The organism is Cytobacillus sp. Bva_UNVM-123 (genome assembly GCF_046351715.2).
Taxonomy (GTDB): domain Bacteria; phylum Bacillota; class Bacilli; order Bacillales; family Cytobacillaceae; genus Cytobacillus.
Map to the genome: position 1 here is coordinate 3,420,864 of NZ_CM177772.1, position 24,455 is coordinate 3,445,318.

Here is a 24,455-nt window from a genome sequence, read left to right on the forward strand (position 1 = left end):
ACCCTCTCTTAGAACTTACGTTTTCTTGCAGCCTCTGATTTTTTCTTACGTTTTACACTAGGTTTTTCGTAGAATTCGCGCTTTCTTGCTTCTTGAATCGTACCTGACTTAGATACAGTACGTTTAAAGCGACGAAGAGCATCTTCAAGCGATTCGTTTTTACGAACGACGGTTTTAGACATTCTCTTTCCCTCCCTCCGAGCACAACACACATACACCAACATGGTTTTTCCATGTACTTTGCAATTATAATATAACAGCGAATCAAGGTCAACTGTAATTAGCCCCTATTTAAGAAGCATGTCCTCATCCTTTTCACCATAAACATGAAAGTAGGGGGTGAGAGCTTGACTCAGCTAATTTTTTTCATCATATTAATTGGGGTTTTTATTTATGGAATGACTTTATTACGAGCAGGACTTTTTAATTTATCTGCTGAATCGATGAAATTATGGCTGACAAAATTAACGAGCACACATTGGAAAGGCTTTTTAGCAGGGATTGGCATTACATGTATACTCCAAAGCAGCTCTGCCGTTATGGTTATAACGATCGGATTAATTTCAGCGAGAATGCTGTCTTTTCCGCAATCAATTGGGATTATATTAGGAACGAATGTCGGTACGACATTAACGACTGAAATTATCACTTTTGATATAGAATCATTTCTAGTTCCACTCGCAGTTATTGGGGCTGTCTTTCTTTTAATAGGGAAAAAAAATATAAGAAGCATCGGGCTTATTCTTCTCGGGATTGCTGCCGTATTCGCTGCTATGGGAGGATTTGAATATTTAGCTGGACCATTACAATCGTATGAATTAGTAGACCGATTGCTACTCACTTTAGATAAAAGTCACCTTTATAGTATTCTTGCCGGCACTTCTATTACAGCTATAATTCAATCTAGTACGGCTACGATTGGAATTATCATGGGGTTCCTTATGAATAATGCCATTCATTTGGATACTGGGATTGCCATTATGCTTGGCTCTAATATTGGAACTTGTGTTACTGCTTTTTTAGCGTCTATTGGGGCTGGGCGTGAAGCGAGATTATCTGCTTACGGACATATTTGGTTAAACATTATCGGTGTCATCGCCTTTTATCCATTTATTCACTTACTTGCAACAATCGGCGTCCAGCTCGCTATTGAAGCAGATACTCAGCTTGCTCATGTCGGTGTCATTTTTAATGTTATTTCATCCTTGCTTGTTCTTCCATTTGCATCTTTGTTTGGGAAATTCATTATTTTGCTTCATGATAAAAAAAAATAATGCAAACTTACAGAAATATGGAGTTTCTAAGCGTTTATCAGCGGATTAAAGCTATTTATCAGCGGGTTTCAATGGTTTATCAGCGAGATCCAACAATTTATCAGCCAAATCTGATGATTTATCAGCCGAATCACCCATTAACTGGAAAAACCTAACGATATAGAAAACCCCCAATTACCAATTGGGGGTTTTTGCCATTTTAATAGTCTGAATCACTTGTTAAACCGTTGACAATTGCTATTCCAGAGCTTGCTCCAATTCTTGTTGCCCCCGCGTCAATCATTTTTTTTGCATCGTCAGCACTTCTTACTCCACCCGATGCTTTCACACCGATTGTAGGGCCAACTGTTTTTCTCATAAGGGCAATATCTTCAACAGTTGCACCTCCAGTAGAGAAGCCAGTTGATGTTTTCACAAAGTCTGCTCCTGCTTTCACTGAAAGTTCGCATGCTCGTACTTTTTCTTCGTCTGTAAGCAAGCATGTTTCAATAATAACCTTTGTTAAAGCTTTTCCTTTCGCTGCAGCGACAACTGCACGAATATCCTGCTCAACTAAGTCATTGTCCCCTGTTTTTAATGCGCCAATATTAATGACCATATCTACTTCTGTTGCACCGTTCTCAATCGCATTTTTCGTTTCGAATGCTTTTGTTTCAGATGTAGTAGCACCTAAAGGAAAGCCTATTACTGTGCAAACCTTTACATCTGTTCCTTGCAAATAATTTGCGGATTGTTTCACCCATACTGGATTTACACAAACAGAAGCAAAATCATATTGCTTTGCTTCCCCACATAATTTTTCAATTTGTTCTTTCGTTGCATCTGCTTTTAACAATGTATGATCGATCATTTTTGCAATAGTTTTTGTCATTAATGATTGCTCCTTCCAACATATTAGTTGTCCGTACCTCTCACATCATACCATTGATAATATGAAACTTCAAACCGAAATTAAGTTAGACATTTTGATTAATAAAAAAGAAACTGCCAAGTGGCAATTCCTTTTTCATGTTCTTATTTTTATACAGCCGTTTCCGTTTTTACATTCAGTTCCTTTTCATCGATGATTCTTACAAATTGTCCTTCATTGTATGGATAGCCTGCTTTTGTGATTTTCACTTTAACAATTTGTCCGACCATGTCTTCTGTTGCCGGGAAAACAACTTTTAGATAATTATCTGTATAGCCAACATACATTCCTTTTTCTGCGTTTTCCTTGAATTCCTCTTCTGGAATCACTTCAAGCACTTCCCCTTCAAACTGTGCAGCATATTCTTTTGCCAGCTGGTCAGATAAAGAAATAAGACGATGTACACGCTCATTTTTTACCTCTTCATCTATTTGGTCTTCCATTCTTGCAGCAGGGGTACCTGTGCGTTTTGAATAAGGGAAAACATGGAGCTCAGAAAATTTATGATCTCTAATGAAATGATATGTTTCCATAAACTCTTCCTCTGTTTCACCTGGAAATCCCACAATGACATCAGATGTAACGGCTAATCCAGGAAGCACTTCTTTTAGGCGCTCAAGACGCTCGCCGAAAAATTCCATTGTATATTTTCTCCGCATTCTTTTTAACACTGAATTTGAACCAGATTGAAGTGGGATATGAAGATGTCTAACAATTAATTCGGATTGGTCGATTACTTCGATTACTTCGTCTGTAATTTGACTTGCTTCAATAGAAGAAATTCGAATCCGCTTTAGCCCTTTAACATTCTTCTCTAAATCTCTTAGCAACATCGCAAGATTATAATCCTTCATATCTTCACCATAGCCGCCAGTATGAATGCCTGTTAAAACGATTTCTTTATATCCAGCATCTACAAGCTGTTGAGCTTGGTGAATTACTTCCTTCGGATCCCTCGATCTCATTAATCCACGAGCCCACGGAATGATGCAGAAGGTACAAAAGTTGTTACATCCTTCTTGAATCTTTAAAGAAGCACGAGTACGATCTGTAAATGCAGGAACATCAAGCTCCTCATAGACACGATTTTTCATTATATTCCCAACGGCATTAATTGGTTGACGCTCTTCTTTATACTGCTCAATAAACTCTAGCATCTTTGCACGATCCTGTGTTCCAATAACAATATCTACTCCCGGAATGGCCATGACTTCAGCTGGAGATGTTTGCGCATAACATCCAGTTACACAAATGACCGCTTCTGGATTTTTCCTTATTGCTCTACGAATTATTTGACGGCTTTTTTTGTCGCCCGTATTTGTGACTGTACAAGTATTAATAATATAAACATCTGACATTGCTTCAAAATCAACACGCTCATAGCCTGATTCTTTAAACAATTGCCAAATTGCTTCTGTTTCATAATGGTTAACTTTACAACCAAGTGTATGAAATGCAACTGTAGCCATATATCTTCACTCCATTAATTCAAAATGATAAGAAACAGCTGATAATGCATAAAGTGGGGCTGTTTCCGTTCTTAAAATCCTTGGCCCAAGGCCGCAAGTCCGAAAGCCATTTTCAGTCAATGTCGATACTTCATGCTCCGTTAGCCCACCTTCAGGCCCAAAGACAAATAAAAGGGATTGACCTGTTTTGATCTCACATAAGGTTTTGGAGAAGAGCCTTGCCTCTCCAAGTTTTGCTTCTTCTTCAAACGCAATGACTTTATAATCAAACTTCTCACTCATTTTTAATAATGATTTCAAGTTTATCGGGTTCATTACGAGAGGAAGAACTGTCCGATGTGATTGCTCTGCTGCTTCCTTGGCAATTTTTTGCCAGCGTTCTACTTTTTTTACACCCTTTTTCTCATCCCATTTTACTACTGAACGTCCTGAAATAAAAGGGATAAACTGATATGCCCCTAGCTCCGTACCCTTTTGAATAATCCATTCAAGTTTATCCCCTTTAGGCAAACCGCTCACAATTGTAACATTTATCGGCAGCTCTGAAGTAGCTTCAATCCATTTTACTATTTTTGCCGTAACAAGGAACTCGGTAATTTCTACTAATATACAGATGGAGCTTTTATTTTGGGAATCCACACAGATTATTTGATCGCCGATTTGCATTCTCATAACACGAACAATATGATGGTAGTCATCTTCTGAAATAGTAAAACAATTATCACTTGCTAGTTGATTAACAAAATAACGCTGCAATTATAACACCATCTTTCATCGAAATACTAAAGTGTAAAACAAGGATGACAGACATACAAAAAGGAGGAACAAATAAATGGTTCCCCCTCTAAAGGCTACTGTCTTTTTCCGATAATGGCAACCCAGTCTTCCATCTCAATTATTTCTTCGATCTGAAATCCAGCATCGATCATTGCTTGCTTTACATCCTGCTTTTTTTGCTGAATGATACCAGAGGTAATAAAATAGCCATTTTGTTTAACGACAGAAGCAGCCTCATTCGTAAAACGAAGAATGATTTCTGCCAAAATATTTGCTACAACGATATCTACTCCAGATTCAATACCATCGAGTAAATTATTTTGTGCCACATTTACAACATCATGAACTTTGTTTAGAGTAACATTTTGACGCGCAGATTCAACAGCTACCTCGTCTAAATCAAGTGCTGCCACATGTGCAGCACCAAGCATTGCCGCAGCAATACTTAATACCCCTGATCCAGTACCAACATCTACAAGCTTATCGCCCTTTTTAACTGTTCTTTCAAGCGCTTGAATACACATCACCGTTGTTGGATGGGTTCCTGTTCCAAATGCCATACCTGGGTCAAGCTCGATGATTAATTCATCGCTATGCACAGGTGTGTATTCCTCCCAGGTCGGCACAATTGTAAACCGTTCAGATATTTTTACAGGATGGTAATACTTTTTCCATGCGGTTGCCCACTCTTCTTCATTTACCTCACTAATACTGATATTGTTTTTACCGATATCAATATTATAAAGCACAAGATTGTTTATGGACTCTTTTATTTCATCAACTGTTTCGTTAAGAAAGCTATTAACAGTCAAATAAGCTTTAACAACAACACCTTCATCAGGGTAGTCATTTGGATCGAGTTGATAGATTTCGCCGAATTTATCCGTTCTTTCTTTTACAAGTTCTAATGGATCTTCTATTACTACTCCGCTTGCTCCGGCTTCATGCAAAATATTCGAAATCGGTTCGACTGCCTCATTTGTCGTATGAATACTGATTTCTGACCATTTCACTACTACCAACTCCCTTTACTTATTCACCCTTAAATGCACGTTTCACTTTCGCAAAAAAGCTTTCTTCATGTTCTCCTTGTGGAACCTGACCACTAATCTCCGCAAAATCTTGCAATAATTGCTTCTGCTTCTCAGTTAGTTTTGTTGGAGTGACAATCCGGACAATAATATGCTGATCCCCTTTGCCATATCCTCTAACATTTTGTATCCCTTTATCTTTCAAGCGGAATTTCGTTCCCGTTTGAGTACCAGCAGGGACCTTTAATTTAATTTTTCCATAAAGAGTTGGCACCTCTACTTCGTCCCCTAATGCAGCCTGGACGAATGTAATCGGCATCTCACAATATACATCATCACCATCACGCTCAAAAAACTCATGAGCGCGAACATGGAATACAACATATAGATCTCCTGACGGACCTCCATTTACTCCTGGTTCTCCTTGGCCAGCTACACGTAATTGTTGTCCATCGTCAATACCGGCTGGTATTTTTATCGAGATCTTACGACGCTTCTTCACTTTGCCGGTTCCACCACAAGTCGAACATTTATGTTTAATCTGTTTTCCTGTTCCACTACAGTAATGACAAACTCGTCGGTTGACTATTTTTCCAAATGGCGTATTTTGTTCAACATTCAGTTGCCCTGAACCATGACAGTGGCTACATGTTTCAGGCTTTGTTCCAGGTTTTGCACCTGAGCCATTACAAGTCTCACATGGTTCTTCACGTGGAATTTCAATCTCTGTTTCTTTACCAAAGGCAGCATCTTCAAATGACAATGTCATCGTATATTGAAGGTCAGCACCTTGACGAGGGGCATTTGGATCACGTCTTGAACCGCCACCTCCACCGAAAAATGTGCTAAAGATGTCCTCAAAACCACCAAAGCCTTCAAAGCCGCCGCCACCGAAGCCTTGATTAGGATCCGTATGTCCAAATTGATCATAATGAGCCTTTTTTTGGTCATCACTTAATACTTCATATGCCTCTGCTATTTCTTTAAATTTCTCATCCGCACCTGTTTCCTTATTGATGTCTGGATGATATTTCTTGGATAGCTTTCGATAAGCCTTTTTTATTTCATCCTTGGAAGCCCCTTTATCAACACCAAGAACTTCATAGTAATCCCTTTTACTCATGATTACCACTCCCCGATTCATTTCACATAAAAATTATTTTAGCATTTTCACATAGAAAAGCGCAAGCACCTTGCCCAGCGCCGTACGAACTGGACCGACCCTCAAAAAACTTATATACAAAATAAAAGTCAAAGCCAAGAATACCTGACTTTGACATTGAAATGCGAAAGTGCTTTTGTTCAGGGGCGACAAGCATAAGACCAGACAGCATGAAGATTGTTTATTAACCTTCATGCTGCAGCGGCTTATGGCCTTCGACGTATAGGAAGGACGTACTTGTGCCGACGTTGCCACAGGACGTGGCGTACTTATTCGGCGAGCCCCTAGGCACTGTTAGCTGAACAGTTCTAATGAGACTTATTTATCGTCTTTAACTTCTTCAAATTCTGCGTCAACTACATTATCATTGTTATCTTTTGTTGCTTGACCATCTGCCCCTTGCGCAGCTTGAGCTTGCTGTGCAGCCTGTTCATATAGCTTCATAGTTAAAGCCTGAACGATTTCCTGTAAAGCATCCTTCTTCGCTTTCATTTCATCTAAATCGTTCTTTTCAATCGCAGCCTTTAAAGCATCCTTCGCTTCATTTGCTTTAGCAACTTCAGCTTCATCTACTTTGCCTTCAAGGTCTTTTAACGTTTTTTCAGTTGTAAAGACTAACTGATCTGCCTCATTGCGAAGCTCAACCTCTTCTTTACGCTTCTTATCTGCTTCAGCATTTTCTTCCGCTTCTCTTACCATTTTATCAATTTCCTCATCAGATAAGCCGGTAGAAGATTTAATTGTAATGGCTTGCTCTTTATTTGTTCCAAGGTCTTTCGCTCGAACATTCACGATACCGTTTTTATCAATATCAAATGTTACTTCAATTTGTGGTACTCCTCTTGGAGCAGGAGGAATGTCTCCTAATTGGAAACGGCCTAATGTTTTGTTGTCGGAAGCCATTGGGCGTTCCCCTTGAAGTACGTGTATATCAACGGCAGATTGGTTGTCTGCAGCTGTTGAAAATACTTGTGATTTTGAAGTAGGGATCGTTGTATTTCGCTCAATTAACTTCGTAAATACGGCACCCATTGTTTCGATTCCAAGAGAAAGTGGTGTGACATCAAGAAGAACAACGTCTTTCACATCTCCAGAAATAACGCCACCTTGAATAGCAGCACCCATTGCTACAACCTCGTCTGGGTTTACACCTTTATGAGGCTCCTTGCCAGTCTCTTTCTTAATCGCTTCTTGCACAGCAGGAATACGAGTTGAACCACCAACTAAAATGACTTTATCAATTTCAGATGGAGATAAGCCTGCGTCTTTCAGTGCTTGACGAGTTGGCCCCATAGTACGTTCAACTAAATCAGCAGTTAAAGCATCAAATTTCGCACGACTTAAAGTTACCTCTAAGTGTAATGGACCATGCTCCCCTGCTGTAATAAATGGCAAGGAAATTTGTGTTGAAGTAACACCAGAAAGGTCTTTTTTCGCTTTTTCAGCTGCATCCTTCAATCGTTGTGTCGCCATTTTATCTTTCGAAAGGTCTATGCCATTCTCTTTTCTAAATTCCTCAACTAAATAATCGATAATAACTTGGTCGAAGTCATCTCCACCTAAACGATTATCCCCAGCTGTTGATTTTACTTCAAATACTCCATCACCAAGTTCAAGAATAGAGACGTCGAATGTACCACCACCTAAGTCATACACTAGAATGGTTTGGTCTTCATCCGTCTTATCCATACCATATGCTAAAGCAGCTGCAGTTGGTTCGTTAATAATACGCTCAACTTCAAGACCAGCAATTTTCCCCGCATCTTTAGTCGCTTGACGCTCTGCATCATTGAAATATGCAGGAACCGTGATAACTGCTTTTGTAACAGGCTCCCCAAGATATTCTTCAGCGTATGATTTCATATATTGCAGGATAATCGCCGAGACTTCTTGCGGCGTATATTCTTTTCCTTCTGCTTCAAGCTTATGAGCAGTACCCATATGACGCTTAACAGACATAATTGTATTTGGATTTGTAATCGATTGACGTTTAGCAACTTCACCAACTTGACGTTCCCCGTTTTTAAAGGCAACAACAGATGGTGTTGTACGGTTTCCTTCAGGATTTGGAATTACTTTTGCTTCTCCGCCTTCTAAAACGGATACACATGAGTTCGTAGTTCCTAAATCAATTCCAATAATTTTGCTCATGTTTTAACCTCCTAAAAAATTATGTAATTAAAGATTTACTTTTACCATGCTCGGACGAATGACTCGATCCTTTAACATATAGCCTTTTTGGAACTCTTCCACAACAATGTTTGATTCAAATCCTTCTTCTTCCACCTGCATAACAGCATGATGAATTTGTGGATCAAATTCTTTGCCAACAGCTTCTATCTGCTCTGCTCCTTCACCTTTAAGAGCTTCTAATAGACTGCGGTAAATCATGTCCATTCCTTGAAGAATTGATTTTGCTTGCTCATTATTCGCTTCCATTTGAAGTGCTCTTTCAAAGTTATCGATTGCAGGCAATAAATTTGTTATCAAACTTTGTGCTTTATATTTTTCAGACGCTTCAAGATCTAATCTTGCACGACGTCTGCTATTATCAAAATCAGCTTGAAGACGATAATAACGATTATCTGCTTCTTCTAATTTTGCTTCTAATTCAGAAATTTTTTCATTTGCTGCCTTTAATTGCTCATCTGCTTCAGTTGTAGTTTCTTCTGCCTCTACACTCTCTGTTGCATTTGGCTCTGCAGTCGTAGTTTCTTCAGTTTCATTTGATTTCTGAACCTCTTCTTCGTTAAAGCTTTGTTTTTCATCTACCAAATTATTCACCTCCCTTAATTGCTTTCATACAGCTTCGTTAATTCAGCTGTTAAATCTGTACTAATATAATCTAATAAACTAATGACACGGGAATACTCCATTCTTGTCGGACCTAAAATGGCAATTGTACCAAGCCGTTCTGTACCGACCGAATAGGTTGCCGTGATAAGACTACAGTTTACCATGGCTGAATTATTATTTTCGTGACCAATTTTTATATTGATTCCGGAATTTTGTTTACGAATAAGCTCGTAAATACTATCCTCCTGATCAATCATATTCATTAAATTTCTGATCTTCTCTAAATCATGAAATTCTGGCTGGCTCAATATATTTGTTTTCCCACCAAAAAATAATTTTTCCTGTGATGGAATCATGAGTGTACGAGCAATCGTTTGAATGAAGGAATCGTAGCTATTAATATGTTGCCTAAAAAGCAGTGAAACTTCCTTATCAATTTTTTCATTCAAATTTTCAATTGAAACACCTACAAGACGTTCATTTAATATATTTGTTAATTTCTCTAAATCACTTGCATCCATCGTTTCTGGAATTTGGAACATGCGATTTTGAACATGGCCAGAATCCGTTACAATGATTGCAACTGCCGTTTGTTTATTAATCGGGATTATTTGGATCCTTTTTAATTTATTATCCGTAGCTGCTGGACCTAAGGCAATTGCTGTGTAATTCGTTAATTCAGACAGAATTTTTGCTGACTTTTGAACAATTCTTTCCAGCTCATACATTCTTTCTGTAAAAATCGATTTAACTTTATAGACATCTTGTTCATTTAATTTTTGCGGGGAAAGCAAATGGTCTACATAATACCGATACCCTTTATCAGACGGTACTCTCCCAGAAGAAGTATGTGTTTTCTCAATAAAGCCGAGCTCTTCTAAGTCAGACATTTCATTTCTTATCGTAGCTGAACTTAAAGAGATCTCATCTTTTTTTGACAAACTTCTTGAACCAACTGGTTGCGCTGAGTGAATAAAATCATCAATAATAACCTGAAGTATTAATAATTGGCGATCAGTCAACACGGTTATCACCCCTGTTAGCACTCTTCATTACCGAGTGCTAATTATACTATTAAATTAACAAATCACTGTTATAGTGTCAATAAAAAACGCTTATCTTCCTTTTTCTTCATTTATCGACATCATTCTACTTAAGAAACGCTTGAAAAACTTCATTTCCCAATAAGCGTCCTTTTTTCGTTAATCGAATCTCATCTTGTGTAAGTTGAATTAAATTACGTTCTTCAAGAGCGTTTAATTCATTTTTGAAAATATCCAAAGGACTTTCTTCAAATTTCTCAATAAATTTTTGGATTGAAATTCCTGCTGTTTTTCTTAACCCTAAAAACATCTCTTCTTCTATTTTTTCTGTTCGAGATACGATATGTTTATGAATAATTGGTAGTTCCTTCGAATGAACTGTTTCCATATATTTTTTTAATGGCCCGTGATTAGAAATACGTGCCCCATTAATATAGCTATGTGCTCCAGCACCAAAACCATAATACCACTCATTGTTCCAATAGGTTAAATTATGCTTGCTTTCAAACCCAGGCTTAGAAAAATTACTAATTTCATATTGCTTGAACCCATGTAGGTCCATTTCTTCCATTAATATTTCATACATTTCTGCCTCAACATCTTCCCCAGGCAAAGGAAGCTTCCCTTTATTCATTAAATTATAAAATACCGTTTTAGGTTCAATAATCAGTGAATAGCCTGAATAATGCTGAATATTTAAGCTGAATGAAGTATGAAGTGTTTCTTTAAAATCGGCAACTGTTTGTCCAGGTAAGCTATAAATTAAATCAATGCTAATATTTTTGAAACCGTTCTTCTTCGCTGCTTCAACTGACTCGAAAACATCCTTTGCTCGATGAACCCTGCCAATTTTCTTAAGCAATTCTTCATTAAATGTTTGTACACCAAAACTAATTCGGTTCACACCTGCTTCAAATAAAATCTGAAGCTTTTTCTCAGAAAGGTCTCCAGGATTTGCTTCAAATGTAAATTCCGTATTTTTAGTATACGGAAGATTTTTCTTTATCATTAAGCAAAGCTTTTCCAGTTGTTGTTCAGTTAATGCAGTCGGTGTACCACCACCGATAAAGATCGTTTTCAGCGTATTTGTTGGTGCTTCTTGCAAAGTCAGTTCCATTTCTAATGCAAGTGCATCGAGGTATTCATCAACTGGCTGACCTTTCAGAAATACTTTATTAAAATCACAATAATGGCAAATATGCTCGCAAAACGGAATATGAATATAGGCTGCTTCTATCATTTTCACTACCACTCCAAATGAGAAAAAAGAGGCTAGAGTTGCTTTTTCATCAAAAGCATTTCTGACCTCTTTAATCGTATTTATTTCTTCGAACTAGAGTCATCCATTTTCAACACGGCCATAAATGCCTCTTGAGGAACTTCAACAGAACCAACCTGCTTCATGCGCTTTTTCCCTTCTTTTTGCTTTTCTAAAAGCTTACGTTTTCGGGAAATGTCACCACCATAACATTTAGCAAGAACGTTTTTACCCATTGATTTAATGGTTGAACGTGCGACGATTTTCTGACCAATTGCTGCTTGCACAGGCACTTCAAATTGCTGGCGAGGAATGAGTTCCTTTAATTTTTCAACAATGACTTTGCCCCGATCATAGGAAAAGTCTTTATGGACAATAAAGCTGAGTGCATCCACTTTTTCGCCATTTAGAAGAATATCCATCTTCACAAGTTTAGATGGCTTATAGCCAATTAACTCATAATCAAAAGAAGCGTATCCTTTTGTATTCGATTTTAATTGATCAAAGAAATCATACACAATTTCAGATAATGGGATTTCATACGTGATATTCACTCTTGTCTCATCCATGTATTGCATATTGAGGAAAATACCTCGTTTTTGCTGACATAGCTCCATAATCGCTCCAACATAATCATTAGGCGCCATCATAGTCGCTTTCACATATGGCTCTTCAATATGGTCAATTTTTTGAGGGTCAGGCATTTTGGATGGGTTATCTATTTTTAATTCTGTTCCATCTGTCATAATGACTTCATAAATAACACTCGGAGCTGTCGTAATTAAATCAATTTTGAATTCCCGTTCAATCCGCTCTTGTATAATCTCCATATGAAGTAATCCTAAAAATCCACAGCGGAAACCAAAGCCTAAAGCTTGTGATGTTTCTGGCTCAAATTGTAATGCCGAATCATTTAACTCTAACTTCTCAAGCGCTTCTCGTAAATCATTAAACTTCGCACTATCAATTGGATATAGACCACAATAAACCATTGGATTCAGTTTACGGTATCCTGGTAGTGCTTCTGTTGCACCATTTTTCGCATTTGTGATCGTATCCCCAACTCTTGTGTCCCCAACATTTTTAATCGAGGCTGTTAAAAATCCAACATCCCCAACAGTCAGCTCGTCCAGCACTTCTGCTTTCGGGGAGAAAACGCCGACCTCGATAACTTCAAACTCTTTACCGGTCGCCATCATTTTAATCTTGTCACCAGCTTTAACTGTACCCTCGACGACACGAATGTATGCAATAACACCGCGATAGGCATCGAATAATGAGTCAAAAATAAGGGCTTTTAGAGGAGCGTCTGGATCACCAGTCGGTGCTGGAACTTGTTTAACAACCTGCTCCAAAATATCTTCAATTCCAATACCAGCTTTCGCTGATGCAAGAACAGCTTCAGAAGCGTCAAGGCCAATCACTTCTTCAATCTCATTCCGAACTCGCTCTGGATCTGCACTTGGCAAATCAATTTTATTAATGACAGGCAAAATTTCTAAATCATTATCTAATGCTAAATAAACATTTGCTAATGTTTGCGCTTCAATTCCTTGTGCAGCATCCACAACTAAAATAGCTCCCTCACAGGCAGCTAAGCTACGGGAAACTTCATAAGTAAAATCGACATGGCCTGGTGTATCAATTAAATGAAAAATATAAGTTTCTCCATCTTTCGCATTATATTTTAATTGAACAGAATTCAATTTAATGGTTATGCCCCGTTCTCTTTCTAAATCCATTGAATCTAGCAGCTGATTCTTCATCTCACGAGATGTTAATGCTTTTGTTTTTTCTAATATCCGGTCTGCTAATGTAGATTTTCCATGATCAATATGAGCAATGATGGAAAAATTTCGGATTTTCGATTGTCTCTTTAGTCTCTCTTCTCTATTCATTGTTTCACTCCTACTATGAAAAGCTAACGCGCTTTGGCAATAAGCCAACATCTATCTTAAAAAATAAAAATTTCCTACTTTAATATTACTTACACTATTTTTAGATTATAGCAGTACGTTTTATAAGATTCAATCTACAATCATAGAGATAATTGAAAAAACGACTGCTATTTGCAGCCGCTACTTTTCCTTTAAAAGTTCTGTCATAAAATCAATAGACTTTTCGGTCATACTTGTCACACCATCGGAAAGTTTTTTTCCTATTGAAGAAAAAAAATTATAAGCTTTCATTTCTTCAAGCTGCCGCTGTTTTTCCTTTATGTCATGGCTTGATACTTCGTTTCCAAGTATGGACGCTGCATATTCTCCACTTTCTTTCTCTTGAAGAGTAAAGGCACTTTTAAAAGCAGCGTCATCAAATCCCTTCATGTTTTGAATGCCTTCATGTGCCTGCTGCATCCCGAATAAAACGGCAACGAACATGAGTGAGACAAATAAAAATGCTTTAACCATAAACCATTTCATCATAGCCACCTATCCTAATCAATTCTTTTCATCTGGATTTGTTATTGGATTACTAACCTTTTCAGCCTGCCAGTAAAATTCACTAAATACGTCTGCAAGTGCTTCTGCAGATAAATTAAGCTCTTCAAATGTATTATCTACTCCACCGAATTCAATGAGCATGGCATTACTTGATAAATCCTGATTATATTTGCCGTTTGTTCCTTTCCCTTCTTTCTTAATAACGGCTCTACTCAATCCAGGATACTTTTTATTTAATAAAGTATGCATCTCTTTTGCGAGCCTTAAATTTTTCTCATAATTTGGATGCTCTGCTCCTACAACAAAGGCTAGCTTTGCATATTTTTTTCCATTAAGGTCTAGTGTTGTGTGCTGTTTTCTCTTCGAATCACGATGAATATCAATAAAGTATTCTAAGTCACGATTATTAGCAATTGCTGCTTGAACGACAGGTCTTGCTTCTTGATAGGAATAATCAAAATTTAAATCTTTCTTTATTAATCTCCCGTAAATATCCGTTTTATCTAGGTTAGTTCCGATCCCTCTTGATTCAAGCTCTTCTTTTAACTTGTCACCTATTTTTGTCACATTTAATTGTGAATGATAAGCATGGTTCGGATTTGTAACTCCTTTTAAATAAGGCAAATATGATTCGGTATTATGAGTGAAGTATAAATAAACAACTTCCCGCCCACCAGTTGATAAATCAGTATTATTTGCTGTTTCATGTGTATTTATGTCCTCAGTATTTTGTAAAGTTGCTTCCTGTTCTGCTTTTAGAATCTCTATGGGAGGTGTCGATTCCATGGGCATGTTCGTATAGTCAGTTCCTTCACTTGCCAATATTATTTTACTGTCATATAAAGAAAAAGACGGCAACTCCCTTCCTAATAAGCTCCTTGGATCATCTAAATTAATATTTGTTGAGAGTTTAAAAATAACATTCATAAATGTTGGTTTTGCCGACTGTTCTTTCATCCCTTGCATAAAGTGGCGGTTTTCCCAGCCAAGAAAATGATACAGCATTTCTCCAGTAATATTATTTGTTGCCGTATTTACAGATGAGGAGCTAAGCCGATATTCAGGTTTGATTGATGTTAAAGCACTACTTATCAAAAAGGTTAAAAGCAAGAATAGCAAAAAGCTGCCAACGACTTTAAGCAAACTCGTACCTTTTACAAAAACATATAGTTTCATCCTTCCACCTCTCTAACGAAAGTCTAGTAATTCTTATGACTTTACTAGAGAAGATAGAACAGAAATAATCTTATCTTGTGTAGAAGCCTGCACTTTTTTGATCAACCTTATGATGGAGTGCAGCATTTAAACCATTGGCAAGTAAATTTGCCATATCCTCAATAAATACATCTACCTCTTTAGGGGTCACCATTAAATTATGTCCGATCGGTGAGAGAACTTCATAGATTAGTTTCCGCTTTTCTTCTTCCTCAAGTGTACCGATCATCCCGAGAAATGTTTTGCGATGCTGTTCCTCTGGTAAATCTTCTTCAGTTAGTTTCTTTCTCTCGCCAAAACTCATTCCAGCTGGGGTCAATGCTCTTGATGGTCGATTCCCTTCTTTCATTTCTTTACCGAAGTGCTTTAAAATAAAATCAATCGTATCGCTCGTAATGGAAACAGCATCAACGACAGTCGGTACTCCAATTGCGATAACTGGAATGCCTAATGTTTCCTTACTAATTTCCTTTCTTTTGTTTCCAACACCTGAGCCAGGATGAATCCCAGTATCCGAAATTTGAATGGTCGCATTCACCCTTTCGATCGACCTTGAGGCTAGAGCGTCAATCGCGATCACAAAATCCGGTTTTGATTTTTCTACTATGCCAAAAATAATATCGCTTGTTTCAATGCCCGTTAATCCCATTACTCCAGGAGCAATCGCACTAACAGGACGAAATCCCTCCTCTACACTCTCTGGCTGTAGCTGATAAAGATGTCTTGTAACTAAAAGGTTTTCACAAACTTGCGGTCCCAGCGCATCAGGCGTGACATTCCAGTTCCCTAATCCCACTACTAAACATGCGGCATCCTTCTTAATTCCTGCCTGTTGCAAAAACTGAGAAAATTCTTTCGCGAATATTTCTGCAACTTTCCGCTGCATATCTGTATCCTGCTGGCGAATTCCCGCCGCTTCAAGGGTTAAATATGTTCCTTCTTTTTTTTCAATTGTGACGGCCCCTTCGTTTGTCACTTCTACATAGGAAACCTTAATGCCGTCTTCTTCTCTTTCTTTTATGACAACACCTTCAATTTGCGATAAGTCCTCTTCATCTTGTATATGCTTTTGTCGATCAGCAATAACCATTTCCCGAGCTTCAATGGCAAGATCAGTTCTGACCGCGTATTTATTTAAATCTAATGAATCTCCCATATTCATCACCCTTTATTTTTACTTTTATCCTATTTCCTATCTTTTCCTTTATCCTGTTAAAACATTCATTTTTGATTGCGATAAGAAAGTAAATAAAAGGAGAGTATTGCAATATGACGTGGTGTTTGATAAAATATCACTTGTTCTGAAATATTGAATTGTCATGAATGTGAAAGTCGAGTTAATATAATCTCGATGTTTTTTTCGGGAGGTGAATGGTGTGCCAAACATTAAATCTGCTATTAAGCGTGTTAAAATTAATGAAGCTAAAAACGCTGCAAACGTTACTGCAAAATCTGCAATGCGTACTGCTGTTAAGAAAGTTGAAGCTGCTATCGTTAATAACGATGCAACTGCTGCAAAAGAAACTTTCGTTGAAGCTGCTCGTAAACTAGATAAAGCTGCTGCTAAAGGTCTTGTTCACAAAAATGCTGCTGCTCGTAAAAAATCTCGTTTAATGAAAAAAATGAATGCTTTAAATGCGTAAGTTGTAAAAATAATGGCTATCCTTTACGGATAGCCTTTTATTTTTTATTTAAACGGAATAAAAACATTTCAATTAATAACTGCTTATTCATCCCGCCTGTTTTCATCGCAAAATCTGCCTCAGCTAGCAGTTTCATAATATTTGCAAGCTCTAAATCTTGAAAAAGCTGTGCTTGTCCAGCAGCAAGTTTAATCCGAAATGGATGGACTTTTAAATTGCCAGCAATTTGCTGCTGGCCATAGCCCCTTCTAGCTAATTCTTTTACTTGATAAATAAGCCTGAATTGACCTGTAATAATGGAAAGAATCTTAATCGGTTCTTCATTTTGCTTTAATAAATCATAATAAATTCTTAATGCTTCATCGATTTTTCGATGAACTATCTTATCCACAAGTGTAAAGATGTTTTGTTCTAATGAACGTGAAACAAGTCTGTCAACAGTTTCCTCATCAATTCGATTACCAACGCCAACAAATAATGCAAGCTTATCTACTTCACTTGTCAGCATAAAAAGGTTCGTACCTGCAAGTGTTATCATCAATTCTATTGCTCGATCATCTATTTCCACCCCATTCATTGAAGCACGTTCATTCACCCACGATTTTAGTTCAGCTTCACTTAACTTCTTCGCTTCAAGTAAAGCCGCTTTTCTTTTTAGCTCTTTCGTTATCTTTTTCCGTTCATCTAATTTTTCGTATGGTGCAATAAAAACAACAATCGAATAAGGGGATGGTTCTTTCAAATAGTTATCGAGTTTTGCTAAATGATGCTCTGTCTTTTCCTTCGTTTTTTCAGACGTTAAAAAAACAGGATTATGTAAAAAAATCAATCTTTTTTCCCCGAAGAAGGGATAGGTTTCTGCTTCCTCAAGTGCTGCTTCAATTGGAGTTTCCTCTAAATCAAACGAAGATAAATTAAAATCTAATTCTTCTTCTGTTAATACAGTATTTATTAGCAGCTGCTTTGTTTCGTTTATAAGAAAGGACTCTGCTCCATATAATAAATAAATAGGAGAAAACTTTTTGCCTTTAATTTGTTTCCATAAATCAAATACCACTTAAATCTCTCCGTTCATCAAATTCGCCTTAGCATATTTCTTCAGATTTTTATCAAGTTTCCCAATAAATTTCCCATGAAGAATTTCTATCTTTATCCTAAAGAAGCTAAGGTGATTTGACAAGCGGTAACCATTGTATTTAAAGAGAGTTAGCATTGCCATTTCAATGCCAACTCCCCATCTATATTGAACATCGAAAACTGAGGCCTAGGATACTCAAGTTTCGACGGTGCACCACTTTACTTCTATTTTTGCCATCGTTTTATAACTTATTTGTGACAACTCTTGTCATAATTAGAAAACAAACGAGGAACGGTAGATTTTTTTTTTCTAATCGCTTATACTAAAAAGGAAATAGGAGGGGTAGACTGTGAACGAATTTGAAAAGGACGTCCAATGTAAGCGTAATGATGCGATTGACGGCGGAATGGGATTCATTGTTTCTTTCGGTTTTTTTGCAACGCTATTTATTATCGCAACAGTCGTTAAAGTTGTAGGCTCTTAATAACTACATATGAAGTAAATTATAGGAGCTGCACTCAGTGCAGCTTCTTTTTTATCGTTTAACTTCATTCTATGGAAGTTGAATAGAAAAGGTTCCTTTGTCTTTTTTGAACGTATAAATGATTGCCCCATGCTGATCTGTTCGCAGCACTTTAATATTCCTTTCAGTTAGACTTGCAAGGACTTCCTTATTTGGGTGCCCGTAACGATTATTTTTTCCAGCTGAAATAACGGCAATTTTTGGTTGCGTCTTATCTAAAAAATTCTCTGAAGTTGAGGATTTACTCCCATGATGACCGACCTTTAATACATCAATTTTTAATTCCTTGTAATGCTCAATTAATTTTTCTTCTCCACCCTCTTCTAAATCGCCTGTAAATAGCCATCTTAACCCACCTATTTTTGTATACAGAACGATGGAACCATCATTTCGATTATCATCATTTGCTGTTTGAGGGGATAAAACCTGAAAAACTACATCACCTGTTCTCCAATTATCTCCCGCCTTTGTAAATTGAACGGGAATATTCTTTTTGCTTGCCATCATTAATAGTTCCCTCTCTAGTGTTGAAAGCTCCATTGTAATAGGCATTATCAGTTCTTTTACTTCTATCTCCTTTATAACCTCTTTAGCTCCACCAATATGATCCATATCACCGTGCGTTAAAATAAGCTTGTCAATAGTTGTGATCCCTTTGCTTTTTAAATAAGGGACAACCACATCTTTTCCAACCTCATATTGCTTTTGCCTAACCTTCCAGTTTTCTGTATCAAACTTTAATGTACCGCCAGTATCGATTAAATAATTTCCTTGTCTATAGGGCATTCTTATCAAAATACTATCACCTTGACCAACATCAATAAACGTAATTTCGCCATAAGGAGAAAAGGTGCTTTGGGCGCTGTGAATGAAAAAAACGAGCAATAGGATCATTGTTATTTTTATAAAATGCTTTAATTCGTTACTTTTCTCCCAAAGCGAGAAAAATACTGGCACAACGATGATATAAAGTAAAAGAACAGGTAATGTGGGCTTTCCAAGCGTTATCGTTGTAATAGGAAACAGAGTTAGAACTTCAGTGAAATTATCCATTAAGATTATAAGGAAATTAAAAGGATGTAGGAAAAAATGTATGAACTGACCTAACAGTAAATGAAGAAGAAATAATATAATAATCGTTGGTAATATGACAACAGAAAACAATGGAATAAAAATAACATTTGCCATAATAGAAATCAGGGAAACTTCATAAAAATAATAAAACAATATAGGGGTGGCAGCTAATTGACAAATGAAGGAAGTTACAAAGAGAAGAGCAATTGGATGAGTTATTTTTTTCATTATAATCGGTGCGGAAAGAATGAGAGAAAAGCTAACACAAAACGAAAGCTGAAAACCGACATGATAGATGACTAAAGGAGAAATTAGTGAATATACGATAAAAACGATACTAATTATATCAATTGTAAGTAGTGATAATTTACTGCACCATTTTTTTAAAGCGAGGAAAATCATCATCATAAAAACTGCCCGGATAACAGAGGGTGCTGCACCAGTTAGTATTACATAACATGGTAAAAATAAAAGTAGAGCAGTCATCATCTTTTCTCTTGATATGCCAACTCTTATTCCACAATAAAAAATCATACCTGCAAGCATACCGACATGGAGACCAGAGATCGCCAATAAATGAATGATTCCAAGTTTTTGGTATAAATTCAATATATTAGAATCAATATAATTTCGTTCCCCAAATAATAAAGCGATTGCTAATGGTGCAGATTCAGTTGGAAAATGTTCATTTACATAAGAAATGCCATCATTTCGAAGTGTTTGAAAATATATGTGGAAGGTCTTTTTAGGGGAGCTACAGTTTACGAGGTTGATATGCTCAATTTGTAAAACCCAAAATACTCCATTTCTATTTAAGTATTCTCGATAATTAAAAGCATTTTCATTGGAAGCTAGTAATGGTTGCTCAAGGCTTCCTTTTACATGACAAGACATACCTATTTTTAGATGTTCAAGAAATAGTTCTTTTTCTTTTTCAGTCTTTAATTTATACCGAATCACTAATTTTTCTTTATGAATCATTTCTTGTCCAATTGCGGAAAACATATTTCCATCTACTTTAGAATCATCTTGCAATAAGAGATAAAAATTTTTCTCATTTCCGGAAAGCTTTGTTACGTTAGTTCTTTCAACCATTTCACTTCTCACAAAGAAAATGGTATACATACAACATATGAATAAAAGCTCCTTTTTTGAAAAACTCTTTTTATAATAGAGAAAGACGAAGCCGAATATAAAAACTGAAAAATAGACGTATTGTTTACTAAATGCGGCCAGCATTCCTAAAAGCGCAGCAAAAGAAAAATAAATCCACTTCCCTTTCATTCCATACTATACCCCTTTTTTTATTTTGCCTCTGTTAAACAGGGCTGTTGATTTTCACTCCAATCAACAGGTGCATAAATCAACATTATCCTTTATTAATACCTAATTTTAAAAAAGAATCACTGTAGCACAATGATTCTCACTGCTCATCCGTTTTTATTGGTAGATGGACAACTTCAATATCCTTTAAAAAGTAATCATTCCATTTATTTGGATATGCATTTCGGTAGACAATTCGTTTTATTCCTGACTGTGCTAGTGTTTTTGCGCATTTTTCACATGGCTCATGAGTAATAAATGCAGTTGCCCCTTTAAGCAATCCTCGCTCAGCATGAAGAACTGCATTTTCTTCCGCATGTAATGTGCGAATACATCTTCCCTGTTCGTTTATTAAACAGCCTACATCCTCACAATGATCATGCCCATGGATAGAGCCGTTATAACCTGTTGAGATAATGTGTTTATCCTTTACAATGACACAACCTACATGCAATCTTGGACATGTAGAACGTGAACCTACTTCACTTGCAATCGCTATAAAATATTCATCCCAGCTTTTTCTTTTCATCCTTGTACTCCTTCTATGCATTTTATATGTTTAAGTTTAAAATGAGAAAAGCAATGGGTCAATCTATTACCTTATTTTACTTTAATGCTGCTTTGTAACTTTTCGAAAGTTTTATCGCCTATCCCACTAATTAACTTTAGATCTTCAATTGCTTTAAATGGACCATTTTTTTCGCGATATTCGATTATCATAGCTGCTTTTGCAGGTCCAATTCCTGGCAATGTTTGTAATTCCGTTTCATTTGCAGTATTCAAGTTTACCTTTCCATCATTTTTCCCCTTACTAGCTGTCCCCTCAAATACAAAATCACTTCCATCAGCTCCTTCCTCACCGATTATCGGGACATAAATGACCATTTCGTCCTCTACTCGAATAGCGAAATTTATTCTAGATTCGTCTGCATGTTCATTTAGTCCTCCAGCTTTCGTAATCATATCGATTACGCGATCATTTGCTGCTGCTTCATAAACCCCAGGATTAAGCACAGCACCTTTTACATCAACAATGATTATCTCTTCTTCCATCTCTATCGAATCAGCTTCCTCATTAGAAAGAAGTTGTCCATTCGACAGCAAAGCATAGTCATTTTCCAAAACATTATGCTCCTCATCCGATTTCAATAAAAAATAAATCGACACTGCCATAACTAGAGCAACTCCAATAATATAAACTTTATTTACTCTAATCCAATCGAACAATTTATATCTTCCTTTCTTTTTAGCATAATCGAAACTAAGCTTTCATATCGTATATGAGTAAGTTTGCTTGTAAAGGAGGACAGAAACAATGAAAATTGGTATCATCGGGACTGGAAATATGGGGAGAATATTGACTGAGGCCTTGCTTGATAGTAAAGCTGTATCTCCTTCTTCGTTAAAGATAACAAATCGAACGAAAGCAAAAGCGCTTGAAATTAAGCAGATTTATAATGAAGTACAAGTAGAGGATAATGGTAAAGCGGTAGCTGAGCATTCAACTTTAATCTTTATTTGTGTTAAACCTAAAGATATTCATCACGTCATAAAGGATATCACCCCTTCTTTAACAAAGGATAAATGCATGGTTTCGATAACTAGTCCAATAAGTGTTCAGCAATTAGAATCCATTACAACATGTTCCGTTGCAAGAATTATCCCAAGCATTACGAACCGGGCTCTTTCCGGTATTTCCTTGTTTTCATTCGGTAAACATTGCGATCCTAAGTGGAAAAAAACGTTACAAGAAATGTTTGCTCATATTTCGAAGCCTGTTGAAATTGAAGAGGAAATAACGAGAGTTGCCTCTGATATTGTCAGTTGTGGACCAGCATTTTTTAGCTATTTAACACAAAGATTTATTACTGCCGCTGTAAAAGAAACAAAAATAGACAAAGAAACAGCCACAACACTTGCAGAAGGAATGTTAATTGGTTTAGGAGATTTACTGAAAAAAGGCTTTTATACTTTGCCGACATTACAAGAAAAGGTATGTGTAAAAGGCGGGATAACAGGTGAAGGGATTAAAGTGCTTGAAAATGAATTAGGGGATGTTTTTGAGCACATATTTCAAGCAACCCATACAAAGTTTGCAGAAGAACTTGAACATATTAAAAAACATTATGACCTATCATAAGATCATTCGGCGGAACATAAATAAATCCTTCTTTATTTAAAATATTTTTTATGGCTTTGTAAATTTTTTCTCTCATATGCTATTCAGTCGTCTACACTTCCGTCATCTCCTCTGCATTGCTTTTAGTAATAAAATGAGGGCCAGCTCCGAAAAGCTGGCCCATTTATTGCAAAAAACATACGAGCAATCATAACGTCATTTTCTACAGACAAAGAAAATTCGTTCGGATTGGCTTTGTGGAGAGATCGGTTCAAAATCAGCAACAACATCAACTATTTCAAACCCAGCCTCTGTAAGCCAATTTTTATACAATTCGATTGGAAAGGTGCGCTGAAAGTGTAGCTCATCATAACGGTCATATTTTCCAGTTTGTTCATCTAGGACAAAAAAGCTTAAATCATGCTCTACACTATTGGGAGCATCACCTTCATACGACTCCCAAATATAACTTATCACTTCTTCATTAAGCGCAAATGTTTGTCCTACGAATTGTTCATTTATCTTATATATAGAATGAACATCAAAAATAAAAAGTCCGTCAGAAGACAAATGACGGTGAACAGATTGAAATGTTTCTTGAACTTCTTTTTCAGTTTGTAAATAATTTAAAGAATCACAAAAGATCCCGATCAAATTAAATTCACCAAGTCCGTCAAGTTCAGCCATATTTTGTTGATAAAACGGAATGTTCAATCCAGCTTTATTCGCTTTTGCTTCAGCTACAGTCAACATATCATCTGACAGATCGACTCCAGTTACATGAAATCCCTCTTCAGCTAGCTTGACAGAGAGCTCTCCAGTTCCACAAGCAAGATCAAGCAGATTTCTCCCTTGAATAGAATATTTTGACGTATAGTTTAATACGAATTCCACCCATTTATCGTAGGGAGCATCTTTCATTAGTTCATCATAAAGATAAGCAAACTGCCCATATGTCATTGATTAAACTCACTTGGCACGTTTTCAACTGGTGCATCGCCCCAAAGTCTTTCTAAATTATAATAGCTTCTTTCATCTCGGTGGAAGATATGGACAACAATATCGCCAATGTCAACTAAAACCCATCTTGCCTCATCAAAACCTTCCATTCGCTTCACGGAATAGCCCATTTCTTCAACCTTATCCTTCATTTCACGAGCAATAGCCTGAACTTGCTTATCTGAGTTTCCGTGACAAATAATAAAGTAATCAGCTATTAACGAAATTCCTTTCATATTTAGAACGATAATGTCTTCTGCTCTTTTGTCATCAGCTGCTTTCACTGCAGTGTAAAGCAATTCTTTTTCATTCATTTT

The 24,455-nt window shown here is 36.8% G+C and carries 24 protein-coding genes; 4 read left to right on the forward strand and 20 right to left on the reverse strand.

Annotated features, from left to right (window positions below):
• Nucleotides 1-8 precede the first annotated feature (8 nt).
• On the reverse strand, nucleotides 9-182 hold the full coding sequence (gene rpsU, locus KDN24_RS17570) for a 30S ribosomal protein S21 (RefSeq protein ID WP_015595024.1): 174 nt from the start codon (nucleotides 180-182) through the stop codon (nucleotides 9-11).
• A gap of 165 nt (nucleotides 183-347) precedes the next feature.
• Here rpsU and KDN24_RS17575 point away from each other — a divergent pair, with 165 nt between their 5' ends.
• Nucleotides 348-1,274, forward strand: a complete 927-nt coding sequence (locus tag KDN24_RS17575; RefSeq protein WP_409972266.1) for a Na/Pi symporter — start codon at nucleotides 348-350, stop codon at nucleotides 1,272-1,274.
• A gap of 199 nt (nucleotides 1,275-1,473) precedes the next feature.
• Here the strand turns inward: KDN24_RS17575 and deoC are convergent, their stop codons facing one another.
• From deoC to gpr, 13 genes are all read right to left on the reverse strand, one after another.
• The gene (gene deoC, locus KDN24_RS17580) at nucleotides 1,474-2,145 is read right to left on the reverse strand and encodes a deoxyribose-phosphate aldolase (protein WP_409972264.1); all 672 of its coding nucleotides are present in this window, start codon (nucleotides 2,143-2,145) and stop codon (nucleotides 1,474-1,476) included.
• 149 nt (nucleotides 2,146-2,294) lie between these two features.
• Nucleotides 2,295-3,653: a tRNA (N(6)-L-threonylcarbamoyladenosine(37)-C(2))-methylthiotransferase MtaB gene (mtaB, locus tag KDN24_RS17585; RefSeq protein WP_409972263.1), complete on the reverse strand. Its 1,359-nt coding sequence runs from the start codon at nucleotides 3,651-3,653 to the stop codon at nucleotides 2,295-2,297.
• Between the two features lie 6 nt (nucleotides 3,654-3,659).
• Nucleotides 3,660-4,409, reverse strand: a complete 750-nt coding sequence (locus KDN24_RS17590) for a 16S rRNA (uracil(1498)-N(3))-methyltransferase (protein ID WP_409972262.1) — start codon at nucleotides 4,407-4,409, stop codon at nucleotides 3,660-3,662.
• A gap of 95 nt (nucleotides 4,410-4,504) precedes the next feature.
• Nucleotides 4,505-5,443, reverse strand: coding sequence for a 50S ribosomal protein L11 methyltransferase (gene prmA / locus KDN24_RS17595; protein ID WP_409972261.1), 939 nt, complete (start codon nucleotides 5,441-5,443; stop codon nucleotides 4,505-4,507).
• A 19-nt stretch (nucleotides 5,444-5,462) separates the two neighbouring features.
• Nucleotides 5,463-6,584: a molecular chaperone DnaJ gene (gene dnaJ / locus KDN24_RS17600; RefSeq protein WP_409972260.1), complete on the reverse strand. Its 1,122-nt coding sequence runs from the start codon at nucleotides 6,582-6,584 to the stop codon at nucleotides 5,463-5,465.
• Between the two features lie 357 nt (nucleotides 6,585-6,941).
• Complete coding sequence (dnaK, locus tag KDN24_RS17605) at nucleotides 6,942-8,774, reverse strand: molecular chaperone DnaK (RefSeq protein ID WP_409972259.1); 1,833 nt, start codon at nucleotides 8,772-8,774, stop codon at nucleotides 6,942-6,944.
• Nucleotides 8,775-8,801: 27 nt separating this feature from the next.
• Nucleotides 8,802-9,398, reverse strand: a complete 597-nt coding sequence (gene grpE / locus KDN24_RS17610; protein WP_409972258.1) for a nucleotide exchange factor GrpE — start codon at nucleotides 9,396-9,398, stop codon at nucleotides 8,802-8,804.
• A 14-nt stretch (nucleotides 9,399-9,412) separates the two neighbouring features.
• The gene (hrcA, locus tag KDN24_RS17615; RefSeq protein ID WP_409972257.1) at nucleotides 9,413-10,444 is read right to left on the reverse strand and encodes a heat-inducible transcriptional repressor HrcA; all 1,032 of its coding nucleotides are present in this window, start codon (nucleotides 10,442-10,444) and stop codon (nucleotides 9,413-9,415) included.
• A 124-nt stretch (nucleotides 10,445-10,568) separates the two neighbouring features.
• Complete coding sequence (hemW, locus tag KDN24_RS17620; RefSeq protein ID WP_409972479.1) at nucleotides 10,569-11,702, reverse strand: radical SAM family heme chaperone HemW; 1,134 nt, start codon at nucleotides 11,700-11,702, stop codon at nucleotides 10,569-10,571.
• 80 nt (nucleotides 11,703-11,782) lie between these two features.
• Nucleotides 11,783-13,618, reverse strand: a complete 1,836-nt coding sequence (lepA, locus tag KDN24_RS17625; protein WP_409972256.1) for a translation elongation factor 4 — start codon at nucleotides 13,616-13,618, stop codon at nucleotides 11,783-11,785.
• Between the two features lie 180 nt (nucleotides 13,619-13,798).
• A complete protein-coding gene (locus KDN24_RS17630; RefSeq protein WP_409972255.1) occupies nucleotides 13,799-14,146 on the reverse strand; it encodes a YqxA family protein in 348 nt (115 codons plus the stop codon).
• 15 nt (nucleotides 14,147-14,161) lie between these two features.
• A complete protein-coding gene (locus KDN24_RS17635) occupies nucleotides 14,162-15,340 on the reverse strand; it encodes a stage II sporulation protein P (RefSeq protein WP_409972254.1) in 1,179 nt (392 codons plus the stop codon).
• A 70-nt stretch (nucleotides 15,341-15,410) separates the two neighbouring features.
• A complete protein-coding gene (gpr, locus tag KDN24_RS17640) occupies nucleotides 15,411-16,535 on the reverse strand; it encodes a GPR endopeptidase (RefSeq protein WP_409972253.1) in 1,125 nt (374 codons plus the stop codon).
• A 220-nt stretch (nucleotides 16,536-16,755) separates the two neighbouring features.
• Between gpr and rpsT the strand changes: the two genes are divergently transcribed.
• Nucleotides 16,756-17,022, forward strand: coding sequence for a 30S ribosomal protein S20 (gene rpsT / locus KDN24_RS17645; RefSeq protein ID WP_409972252.1), 267 nt, complete (start codon nucleotides 16,756-16,758; stop codon nucleotides 17,020-17,022).
• Nucleotides 17,023-17,059: 37 nt separating this feature from the next.
• On the opposite strand, the gene holA is transcribed toward rpsT, so the two are convergent.
• Nucleotides 17,060-18,079: a DNA polymerase III subunit delta gene (holA, locus tag KDN24_RS17650; RefSeq protein ID WP_409972251.1), complete on the reverse strand. Its 1,020-nt coding sequence runs from the start codon at nucleotides 18,077-18,079 to the stop codon at nucleotides 17,060-17,062.
• A 370-nt stretch (nucleotides 18,080-18,449) separates the two neighbouring features.
• On the opposite strand from holA, the gene KDN24_RS17655 reads away from it, so the two are divergent.
• Nucleotides 18,450-18,584, forward strand: coding sequence for a YqzM family protein (locus tag KDN24_RS17655; RefSeq protein ID WP_409972250.1), 135 nt, complete (start codon nucleotides 18,450-18,452; stop codon nucleotides 18,582-18,584).
• Nucleotides 18,585-18,653: 69 nt separating this feature from the next.
• Here the strand turns inward: KDN24_RS17655 and KDN24_RS17660 are convergent, their stop codons facing one another.
• The 3 genes from KDN24_RS17660 to KDN24_RS17670 all read right to left on the reverse strand — a co-directional run bounded on the left by KDN24_RS17660 (nucleotide 18,654) and on the right by KDN24_RS17670 (nucleotide 22,247).
• The gene (locus tag KDN24_RS17660; protein ID WP_491348099.1) at nucleotides 18,654-20,981 is read right to left on the reverse strand and encodes a DNA internalization-related competence protein ComEC/Rec2; all 2,328 of its coding nucleotides are present in this window, start codon (nucleotides 20,979-20,981) and stop codon (nucleotides 18,654-18,656) included.
• A gap of 139 nt (nucleotides 20,982-21,120) precedes the next feature.
• Nucleotides 21,121-21,549: a deoxycytidylate deaminase gene (locus KDN24_RS17665; protein ID WP_409972249.1), complete on the reverse strand. Its 429-nt coding sequence runs from the start codon at nucleotides 21,547-21,549 to the stop codon at nucleotides 21,121-21,123.
• Between the two features lie 71 nt (nucleotides 21,550-21,620).
• Nucleotides 21,621-22,247, reverse strand: a complete 627-nt coding sequence (locus KDN24_RS17670) for a helix-hairpin-helix domain-containing protein (protein ID WP_409972248.1) — start codon at nucleotides 22,245-22,247, stop codon at nucleotides 21,621-21,623.
• An 88-nt stretch (nucleotides 22,248-22,335) separates the two neighbouring features.
• Here KDN24_RS17670 and comER point away from each other — a divergent pair, with 88 nt between their 5' ends.
• A complete protein-coding gene (comER, locus tag KDN24_RS17675) occupies nucleotides 22,336-23,160 on the forward strand; it encodes a late competence protein ComER (RefSeq protein WP_409972247.1) in 825 nt (274 codons plus the stop codon).
• 195 nt (nucleotides 23,161-23,355) lie between these two features.
• Here comER and KDN24_RS17680 read toward each other — a convergent pair whose 3' ends face one another.
• Both KDN24_RS17680 and rsfS read right to left on the reverse strand, forming a co-directional pair.
• Nucleotides 23,356-24,099 (reverse strand): class I SAM-dependent DNA methyltransferase, encoded by a 744-nt coding sequence (locus KDN24_RS17680; RefSeq protein WP_409972246.1) that lies wholly within the window; start codon nucleotides 24,097-24,099, stop codon nucleotides 23,356-23,358.
• Entirely contained in the window at nucleotides 24,096-24,452 is a 357-nt protein-coding gene (rsfS, locus tag KDN24_RS17685; RefSeq protein ID WP_409972245.1) for a ribosome silencing factor, read from the reverse strand. The genes KDN24_RS17680 and rsfS overlap by 4 nt, the downstream gene beginning before the upstream one ends.
• Nucleotides 24,453-24,455 lie beyond the last annotated feature (3 nt).